General features: G+C 53.3%; 5 protein-coding genes. 2 read left to right on the forward strand and 3 right to left on the reverse strand.

Features of this window, described 5'->3' with window-relative positions:
* Positions 1-304: 304 nt before the first annotated feature.
* Together H8695_RS11440 and H8695_RS11445 are read left to right on the forward strand one after the other, a co-directional pair.
* The gene (locus H8695_RS11440; protein WP_249301858.1) at positions 305-712 is read left to right on the forward strand and encodes a hypothetical protein; all 408 of its coding nucleotides are present in this window, start codon (positions 305-307) and stop codon (positions 710-712) included.
* Positions 713-765: 53 nt separating this feature from the next.
* Positions 766-1,140, forward strand: coding sequence for a hypothetical protein (locus H8695_RS11445; protein ID WP_249301861.1), 375 nt, complete (start codon positions 766-768; stop codon positions 1,138-1,140).
* Between the two features lie 47 nt (positions 1,141-1,187).
* On the opposite strand, the gene H8695_RS11450 is transcribed toward H8695_RS11445, so the two are convergent.
* The 3 genes from H8695_RS11450 to H8695_RS11460 all read right to left on the reverse strand — a co-directional run bounded on the left by H8695_RS11450 (position 1,188) and on the right by H8695_RS11460 (position 9,321).
* Positions 1,188-6,464: an LPD38 domain-containing protein gene (locus H8695_RS11450; protein WP_249301864.1), complete on the reverse strand. Its 5,277-nt coding sequence runs from the start codon at positions 6,462-6,464 to the stop codon at positions 1,188-1,190.
* Between the two features lie 19 nt (positions 6,465-6,483).
* On the reverse strand, positions 6,484-7,965 hold the full coding sequence (locus H8695_RS11455; protein WP_249301867.1) for a hypothetical protein: 1,482 nt from the start codon (positions 7,963-7,965) through the stop codon (positions 6,484-6,486).
* 150 nt (positions 7,966-8,115) lie between these two features.
* Positions 8,116-9,321, reverse strand: a complete 1,206-nt coding sequence (locus tag H8695_RS11460; RefSeq protein WP_249301869.1) for an N-acetylmuramoyl-L-alanine amidase family protein — start codon at positions 9,319-9,321, stop codon at positions 8,116-8,118.
* Between the last annotated feature and the right edge of the window lie 24 nt (positions 9,322-9,345).

A 9,345-nucleotide genomic window follows, 5' to 3' on the forward strand; every position in this document is an offset into this window, starting at 1 on the left:
TGGTTGCGAGAGAAGGATTCGAACCCTCACAAGCAGAGTCAGAGTCTACCCTCCGCTTCACAAAAACCCTTGTTTTTCTAAGGAAGAAAGCACTTTAAAAATCGCACTGACATTAATACTTACATAAATACAGACTACTATTCTTCCTGTCTATGTACGTGATAACCTCAAGCTCATCCATACTAACACAATAGATTCTATAAAACAACCCTTAACAATCAACAAAACACAACCAAATAATATGGAAAAATTTAGCGCAATATGGTATATTGTAGCCAAAGCTAGAATAAGGAGGGCAACGTTCATGATCTGCCAAAAGTGCGGCAAAGAATTCAAGGGAACCATCACTGTTATCTGCCCTCAATGTATTCGTGAGCAGGAACAGGAAGCTATGGGAATTTCTAAAACACAGGCAAGTACATACGGCGAATGCAGACTTTGCGGCAAGGTCTCAAATGAGCTCCTTAACGGTGTCTGCCAAAACTGTATCACGACATATCACCTTACCAATCAGGGAAAAGAAGACGATGCTCTCGCAAGGCAGCTTGCCGCAGAAGAAAGGTGGAAAAAAAAGAGGTTTCGCATCTATCTGATGCTTATCTGCATCAATTCACTGGTTCTCGCAATTTTTCGATTTGGATTATCCGCAGCCGGATTGTGCGCCGTCGCCGACATTCTTATTGTCAGAGCGTTGAAAAATAAAAACTCATGACATGCTACATTAGATCAACGTTAATGCCAATCTGATGAAAGAGGCAATTAAAAATGGAAAAGGGAGTGGTTCTTTTCGTGAAAGATAAACTGGTTGGCGCTCTTGGCGGCCTGGGTCTTGTGCTCTGGTATCTGATTGGCCTCGTGTTGCTGTGCATACCGCTGTATTTTCTCAATCTGCCTTTCTGGGCGGATGCTTTGATCATCCTTGCCATCCTCTATCTACGCGGCATCGGTGACGTCTTAACATTCGTGGTTTGGATATGGGCTTTCTTATCTGTCCTTAAAATGCCGCTTAACAGGGTGTCCATTGTCTTTTATGTGACATTCGCCATTTTCTGCTTTACGTCGATATTGCCCGTAATTGTCAATTTGGTGATTTCCATAGTGCAAGCTTTCAAAGAGTGCTATATGAAAAGAAAGAGCTGATCCCATTCCACAAAAAGGCGGGGGCCACAAAGCCCCCGCCTTTCCCATTACCACACCTTTTTACTCACTCCAAACAGCTCATAGAGTACACGCCTGCGCTCCTGCGACATCGCTGGCAGTGCCTTGTCGATGGCCTCTTTCTTTGCCCGGCTTGCCGAATACTGTGTACCATCCCCTTTCACATTTTTCTGCGCCTCATAGGCCGTGACAAACTGCCCCGCCGTGATACCAACGTTCATTGCCGTATCCGCGTTTCTGCGCATACTGTCAGACAGATAGGATAATTCAGGCACATAGGAGTCGACATATTCGCGGTATACCTGCTCCGCCTCCTCTTTTGTCCCCTTTGCAATGGCAATGATCTCACGCCTGATATCGTCGATTTTCTTTTTCCTCTCAGCGTTGTCCGGCATACTCCCGAGCAGCTCTTTCTCCTGTTTACGCAACTCCGTGATCCGGCTGGCAGCCTTTGTATAAACAGACAGCTTTTTCTCCTCCGGCGTCACATAGCCACCCGGTATGCCCTCGACAAAATTCTTCGTCTTCGCCTCAGTCCGAAGCTCATCCATTTCTCTGTAAAACCGGCTTGTCACACCGCTTTGATACAACGGATCTGCAACGAACTGTTTTTCAATCGGCGAGACCAGAACCTTTTTGAGAACGCCGCCCAATCCGCTCTGTTGTCCCGTCGTGGCCGGTAGAAGCGTGTCGCCGATCACTCCGGTATAACTCTTAATCAGATAATCAATCTGCTTGGGAGACAGGTTGAACCAGTCCCCCAGCGCCTTGGCAATTTCCGATGTTGTGCTGTCGTACTGGTATCGAGGCTCCAAATCCTGCATACTCTCTGGCACGATGACGCGTCCCGCAAAGTCTTTGTTGTCCCCACCCGGCATAACGGAGAGCAGCGGTTCAAACGCATTGTCCGTCAGCGGATTCGGCGGCAAAATATTTGTTTTCACGCTGTCCGTCCAACCCTCGAATGCGCTCTCAAAGTCCTCTCCCTGTGCGAAACGGGCCGCCCTCTGAAAGAGCGCCACAAGAAGTATCCCATACTCCCGTGACTTCGGAATCTTGATAAAGCTCTTCGGGTATCCGTCCTCATCCCGGTCAAATGCGTTTGGAATCAGGTAGTACAAATCCTTTGTCCGATTGTCCAAATCCTCATAATAGGGGTTGTCATCGTTTCCCGCAGCGCCGAGCAGTGCCGGAATGATATACTGAGACAAAGCCAGAGCGGCAACCCCGGTTCCTGCCGCCTTTGCCAGCGTCGACGTCGGTCGGTTTTTCAGTTGCCTTGCCATTTTGTCAAGCCCCTGCACACCAGCGTTGAAATACAGCACCCAGGAATCAATGGCCTTTCCCATTGGCCCCGACCGCGAAAAGTTGGTTGTCACATCAGCCGCCGCAGATATAGCGCGCTTTCTTCCATCCGGTGTGTCGCCGAATTTGTCGATCGCGTTGAGGTATTCAGCGAACCTTGTGACGGTCTCCGAACCCTCGTTGAGCGCTGCCATGCCGTCCCAGACTTTCTTTGCCGACCGTTTGACAATCCCGCCCGGATCACTGCTCTTTACGTACCCCTTTTCCGCATTGAAAAATCCAGAACCTCTTCCGCCGAGCGCCTGAAAGGTCTGCCATTCCGGCGAGTTGTCCATCATTTTTTTTGCCGCTCTCAAGATGTTTTCAGAAAATTTCCCCGGGTTGTTGGCGATGGAATGAGCATATCCCGTCTGCGCATCTTTTATAGAATTGCGTAGCGCGAAAAATGGGTTGTGGCCCGTAATAAGTGATTTCATCGGGGTTGTAACAGTTCTGCCAACCCTTGTGCCCGTACCGTATTTCCGGTTGAACAGATCATTTACCGCATCATAGGTTTGTTTTGTCACATTGATGGTGATCGGCTCCCCGTTCTCAAACGCCGTGAGTTGATATGTGCCGTTTTTCAGTGCTCTCACTGTGTCCGCAAGCTCCAGCTCCCCGGTCTCGAGCAGTGCGTTCACACTCAAATCTGACGGTGTTCCCACGATCCGGCCGTACTTGCTTCCACTTGGACTGTTCTTTACAAATTGCGCGAGTTCAAGCAAAAGCGCATTCTTTCGTGCCGCACGCACGATCTGGTTGAGCCTCTTCGCAAATGCGTCCCTCATGTCCATGATCGGCGACGTGTCCCCGGTCGCCGTCTTTATAACAGAGGCTACGCGGGTGTTGAAATCGTCGTCTGCATATACGCCTGTGCTCTGGCTGAGATGATCCTGTTTTCCCTCCCGGTAAGTTGGAATATAGTTCGGGTAAAGCTCTTTGAGATAGGTGTAAATGTCCTGTGCAACAAGACCGCTGCCTACAGCCCACTCCTGCATGAACTGATCCCAATACTGGTTGATCTGATCCCGATACTGTGAAAAATTCGGGTGCTCTGCCTCAAGACGCGCTGCCTCTATGGCGCTCTCCTGCCCCGTTACAGCAAGAACCGGTTTGCCCCGCGCATCCCTGTTGATGTTATTCAGGTGCTCCATATACTGCTGAAATGCTGCGCGCTCCCCGTCTGGAATCTGAGAGAATACCTCATCAAAAGATGGTCCTATGATATTTCCGTCAATATCAGAAAGCCCCTTTTGCAGCAGAAAATCAACCGTCTGACCGGCCTGCCGCACCAGCTGTACATAGTCTTCCATTGTCGCCGCCCCGGCATTTGTGCGGCGCTGATCTTTCGACGCGCGTTCAAGCTCGGCCTGCCCGCTGACAAGCTGAGAATAGAGGTATCGTCCAGCAGGCCTGACCTTATTTCTGTAAAGCTGTGCCGCCCGCTGCCATATGCTCTTTTTTTCTTGCGGCAGATTCTCTGTTGCTCCCTGCGTCTGTGCCTGTAATACCTCTACATCTCCCTCGTCTCGAACTGAATCCTGTGATCTCCCGGACAGGGCTTGCTGTGTTTCGGCCTGCCCACCAATACTTCTGCCGTTTCCCTGACCTCCCTGCTGCGAAAGCAAGCTGTCCCGATAGGCCGCCGCTTCATCGTAGTCGGTGAAAGTGGGCAGTGACTTGAGCTGCTCCCTTGTGTAGCCGGGATAAGAACCGGCTCTTCGTGCCACCTCCGCCGGGCTGTCGCCATTGTGAACGAAGAATACCACGTCCGGCGTTCCCCACTCCGCTTTCCAGTTCTCCGCGTAAGCCGGGTTAAAATCCATACGAGCTACCGGGACAAAGCCGAGCTGCATGTATTTGTCGGCAAGGTTGTTTAAGTTATCCGCCACATAGCAGTCGAGCTTGTTGCCCCCGTTTGCTATGGCAGTGATTAACAGGTCTCTGACTGCTTTCGGTGTATGGTTTTTCCTGTTTTTAAACACGCCGGTGATGTTCCCGTCCGGCTCCACTGCGACGCCCGCTGTCCTGTCCTGCGAGAGCATTGTTTTTGTCCCGCTCTCGTCGAGCTGCTGCGCCGTGTGCCCGTCCACAAAGCCGCCGTATATATTACTGCGTCTCGCCTCATCCAGCGCCAATGAAAAAGAGGCGTTGTCGCCGGTGCTGTCCTCCAGCCCCAGATCGGCAAAGCCTCTTTCATTCATGATCTGTCTTGTCTCAGGGTCGATCAGCTCCACTCGATGAGAAAGTCCAGCGTCTCTTCGTCCGGCACCCCACCCGCTCGACATTTCCGGATATGCGGCCCGTCTACCGGATCGCTGAGATATTCCTGATTGAGAATTTCCGTTGCTGTCCTGTTGTCGTTCCTGAGCCACTCCATATACCCCGCCGACTCGTTCGTCAGCGTATCCCGGTACGGCCGTGTGCTCGGTCGCCAGACCCGTTTCTCCTGCTCCATTCCGCAACCCTCCATTATTGTTATTATAATCCAATCCGCCGCTCTGTTCAAGCGCGTTCTGCGCTGTTGCAGTTCTTCTCCCGGTGAAAAGATTTCTCCCGGCACTGACCACATTGAGTCCACCAAATGAGAGCGCCGATGACGCCGCCGTATCGGCAAGCCGGTCGCGCACCTCGTCTTTGTCATAGGCCCACTTCCCAGTTTCAAGCTTTGACGCAAGCTGTGCCCCCGCGATGGTTGAGCCCTCCTGCGCCACCTCCTGCGCGGTCTCTCCGGCAATGTCCACCCCACGGCGCAGCAGCTCTTCCCCGATTTTCTGCGCTGTGCTCTTTGTCGCGCTGTTCCTTGCCAGTGTGCGGAATGATTTGAGCAGCTGGTCGGTCTGTACAAACTCAAGAGCCGAGTTCACTGTACCTACACCGAGCGCAATCTTTTTGGCCGTCTCATGGGAAATGCCGTTTTGCACCATTTCGTCATATGCAAGACCTGCCTCTATTTCAAAATTCTGCTTGGTGCTTCCCGCCTGTATGGCAGCAGCTACTGCTGCCGGTACTGTGATAACCTCCTCTGGCAAAACATTGAGACCTGGTGCCTGCCCTGAGAGCGCTGCGACCCCAATGCCGCTCGTCACAAGTGCAAGTGTCTCGGGATCGGTAATCTGCCGCGCCTGCTGCCCAATCAGTGAAGCGGCCCCCGAAATCGCCTCCTGCCCCCAGCCGTTGGAAATGTATTTGTACCTGTCACTCTCCAGAATTTCTCTGTACTTATCCGCCTCATCCGGCAGACCCATCATCCGATTGAACATCTCCTGCCCATATCGTGCGTTGTAGTAGCCCCTCTCGGCACTGAGTCCGGTCAAGTCGCCGAGATTTGCATCCCGGTATCCGGCGTCAAGCAGCTGCTGATGCTCACGCTGCTGCGCTTCATCCAGCTCCTTATTCAGAGCTTTCAGCCTTGGCTGATACTGGCTGTACTGTGCAGCGAGCTTCATAATCTCATCCGCCGAGGCTCGATCCTGTGCCATGCCCGGCGCGCCGCGGAGCATGATCTGTTCCAAAACAGGTCCGCTGTACTGCTTGACGTTTTCCAGTTCAAAGTTGATCTCTTCGCTGCTGCGCTGTTCTCCCCGTGTCTGATCGAACAGAGCAGAGAGATCGGGCGTCTGTTCACGCTGTTTGGGCTTTGACGAAAATCCGTCAAGCGTGGGACTGCCGGTTGTGGTAATCACAGGCGTCTTCTGTTGTGTATTGTCTGCACCCAGTCGTCTCTGCGCTGCTTCCATGGTCTTTGCCGCCTCATAGGTCGGCAAGGCGGGACGATTGAGCCCCACCGGCTGCGCAAAGAAACCTGCACGGGTTTGTTTCTCCTGTGAAGCCTGCTGTCTGTAGTCGTAATTCTCTATGGCCGAGCGAACCTTGCTGCGATCAAAAGTCTGTCCGACCCCGATCGTGTTTTTGCTGTCATATTGCGCTATGGCCTTTTTTACCTTGTTCGGGTCAAACATGGTCTGCTCTCCTCTCTCATTACATGTACGGCCGTGGGTCAATGCCATACCTGCGCATGAGCGTCATCGTTTCCAGATCATTAAGCGCATCGAGATCATACATTTTCAGCAGAAAAGCGGCAATATCCTCTTTTGTCATTGCGCCCGAAAGGCTCGGGCTGTTGATCTGCGCATCAAGGTCCCGCATGATGTTCTCATAGCTGTAAGTGGGCGTTGCATTCTCCTGCTCCCATTTCTGATACTCCTGCCAGACGCCCTCGAGACCGGAATATGCAACGCCAAACTTCTTATAATTCTGCTGCAAATAGGCATATGGCCTCCCCGAATTCCGCATTTCTTCAAAGAGGTCTGCCTCCTGTGCTGTAGAGCTGCCTCCTGTGCCGGCGTTTTTCGTATACCCGCCGCTCGATCTTGAACTTGTATACTGAGGTGTGTTCTGTGCTTTCCACGCTGCGGTCAGCCCCTCCACATCCAGACCGTCAATCAGCTCACCGAGCAGGGTGAAGTTGCCGTACTGAGCCGCGAGCTGGGCCTCCTGCCACTTGCGTTCCCACGCGGTCGCCTCGGCCTGCGCCTGCTCGGCTCTCTTCTGTGCAAGCGCGTCTGCAATCATTTGCCCATACTGAAGCGTAATCTCAAGCCCCGCTGTGTTGCCGTCTGCTTTTGCATTTGCAATCTGGCGGTTGATCTCGTCAATGGCCTGTGCGCGGGCCGTCTCACCCTCAGCGTAGTTGGTCATGTAGTCGCCGTAAAGTCCCACTTTTGAACTCTCCGCAAGCCCGCCGGTGTAACCGGCCGCCGCGAGCTGCTGGTCAAGGTCACGCTCACCGAGACGGTAGTTGACCCAGTTGCCACGCGCGAGCCTGTCATACTGCCGGTTGAGCTCCGGCAGCTGTGCCCGGATGTCTGCAATCTGCTGTTCCGTCTGTTGGCGCGCAATCTCCTTTGCCTGGATTTCTGACATAATCCCCACCTGGTATTGGTCGCTTGGATTATAAGCCACCCCTCCGTTCGGCGACATAAAATACCAGTCTCCGCCTATGGCCTGAACCCGCTCTCCGACATCCAAAGGCCTGCCATCGCTGTGATAGCTCTTGCCGGTCGCCGTGTCAATGTACCCGTTGTAGGTGTTGCCGAGCGCGTCCTTGATCTCGGTGTAATAGCGCCCATTTTGCGTTGTTCCCTTTACCGGTGTTCCTGAGGATACCGGAGATGATGTGCCCGAACCGGTAGACACGATACCGCTGGAAGCCGAACTCGTCGTATTGCCTGAAGATACCGTCGGCTTGCTTGACGACCCCGGAACAGGACCTGTGTATTTTGTACTTCCGTTTTCTCCCTTAATCCAGTAATCCCCGCCGACCGACTGCACAATAGAGCCCGCCGCTACCGTGCTGTTCGGGTCATTTGGGTTTGTCAGCGTCACACCCGCGTCAGTGATATAGCCAACGTGTTCCTTGCCATCTTTGTCCCAGTATTTTGTCTCTGTGACCCTTGCCAAATCGCATGCCTCCCCAAACGGGGCAATCCCCGTTTGGGGGCCCCACTAATTTCATGTGCGGAAGCCCGAAATGAATTCGGGCTTCCTGGGCGCTTGTCGCGCCAGTTTGCGCTTCGCGCTCACTCAAATGGAAATCGCGCCGTTTCTCTCCTAATACAGTCCCACTGAATGAATCCTGCGGTTCTCACTCGTCACCGCTACATTTTTGCCGCTGTTGTCCAACACAAAGCTGCCCCCGCCGTCCAGCATGATGACATTGTCAAAGCCATACCCCCTGATCTTGTTCCATACCTCCGACGACTGGATGCAGTTGCCCGTCTTTGTCTTCATCGCGAAATATTTCAGACTGCCGTCGCGCAGCGACCCGAGAAATCCATGCCATGTCGCATAGCACTCGCCGCCCGTGTATCCCTCCGGTTTGCAATCGTTCTTCCAGCTCACATCTTCCCCGCCGAGCACCACCGGAATGCCGCTCACAGCACTTTGCAATCCTTTCAGTCCAGAGATCGTGTCCGTCTTCATGACTTTTACTGTCCCATCGTCAAACACGCACAGCGTCGTCATTTTGCGTCCATACGATGACAGCCACTCCGGTTGATTCGATGCCTCGGTGATGATCTCACCATCCGCGCAGAGATTCCCCACCGGAATGGTCGCGCCGCCCTTGAGAATCCCGAAGAAGCCGAGATTGAAATAGTCCCTGATCTTCGTTGTCTTCTTCGCCGCGTCCCACACCTTGATGCGAAACTTCCCCGGCGCGATGTCCACAAAGTGGATACCACTCTTTACGTAATACCTGCTCTTCTCCGTCATAGCCTCCTCAATTCCCTGTGTGATAGCTTTTGCCGCCACCTCCACGAATAAGGGAGAGCTCAACATGAGCTCTCCCTGTGTGTTGTCGATAAAGTCCAGTTCCAGCAGAAGTGCCGGCATATCAGTCTGACGCAGCACGCCAAGCGACTTTCCGAGCGCATCCACATCCACCTTGACGCCGCGGTCTGTGATGCCTGTCGCCGCAAGATAGCTGTCCATGATGCTCCCGGCGATCTCCTTTGACACGCTGTCACTCTTGCGCACAAATGCCGTTGCGCCCCGTGCTTTCCCATTCGAGGCATTGCAGTGGAGTGAAAGGAACAGGTCCGCGCCCCATGCGTTCGCCTGCTTACAGCGGTCGGCGATGACCATATTGCGCTGATCGGTGACTTTGACCTCGTGTCCGGCCTGCTCGAGCTGAGAGCGCAGGGCCTCCGCCACTGAGAGCGCGACATCGCATTCCCGCGTGCCATATGGCCCCACAGCGCCGGTGTCAAAGTATGTAGTCTGCGTCCCGTGGCCGGGGTCTAACCAGAGTTTCATGGCTATTCTCCCTCTGTGGTGTCG

It is taken from the genome of Feifania hominis, from assembly GCF_014384765.1.
GTDB classification, from domain to species: domain Bacteria; phylum Bacillota; class Clostridia; order Oscillospirales; family Feifaniaceae; genus Feifania; species Feifania hominis.

Coding starts and splice junctions, on each gene's coding strand:
- H8695_RS11440 (WP_249301858.1), top strand. CDS start 305: ATGATCTGCCAAAAGTGCGGCAAAGAATTCAAGGGAACCATCACTGTT.
- H8695_RS11445 (WP_249301861.1), top strand. CDS start 766: ATGGAAAAGGGAGTGGTTCTTTTCGTGAAAGATAAACTGGTTGGCGCT.
- H8695_RS11450 (WP_249301864.1), bottom strand. CDS start 6,464: ATGTTTGACCCGAACAAGGTAAAAAAGGCCATAGCGCAATATGACAGC.
- H8695_RS11460 (WP_249301869.1), bottom strand. CDS start 9,321: ATGAAACTCTGGTTAGACCCCGGCCACGGGACGCAGACTACATACTTT.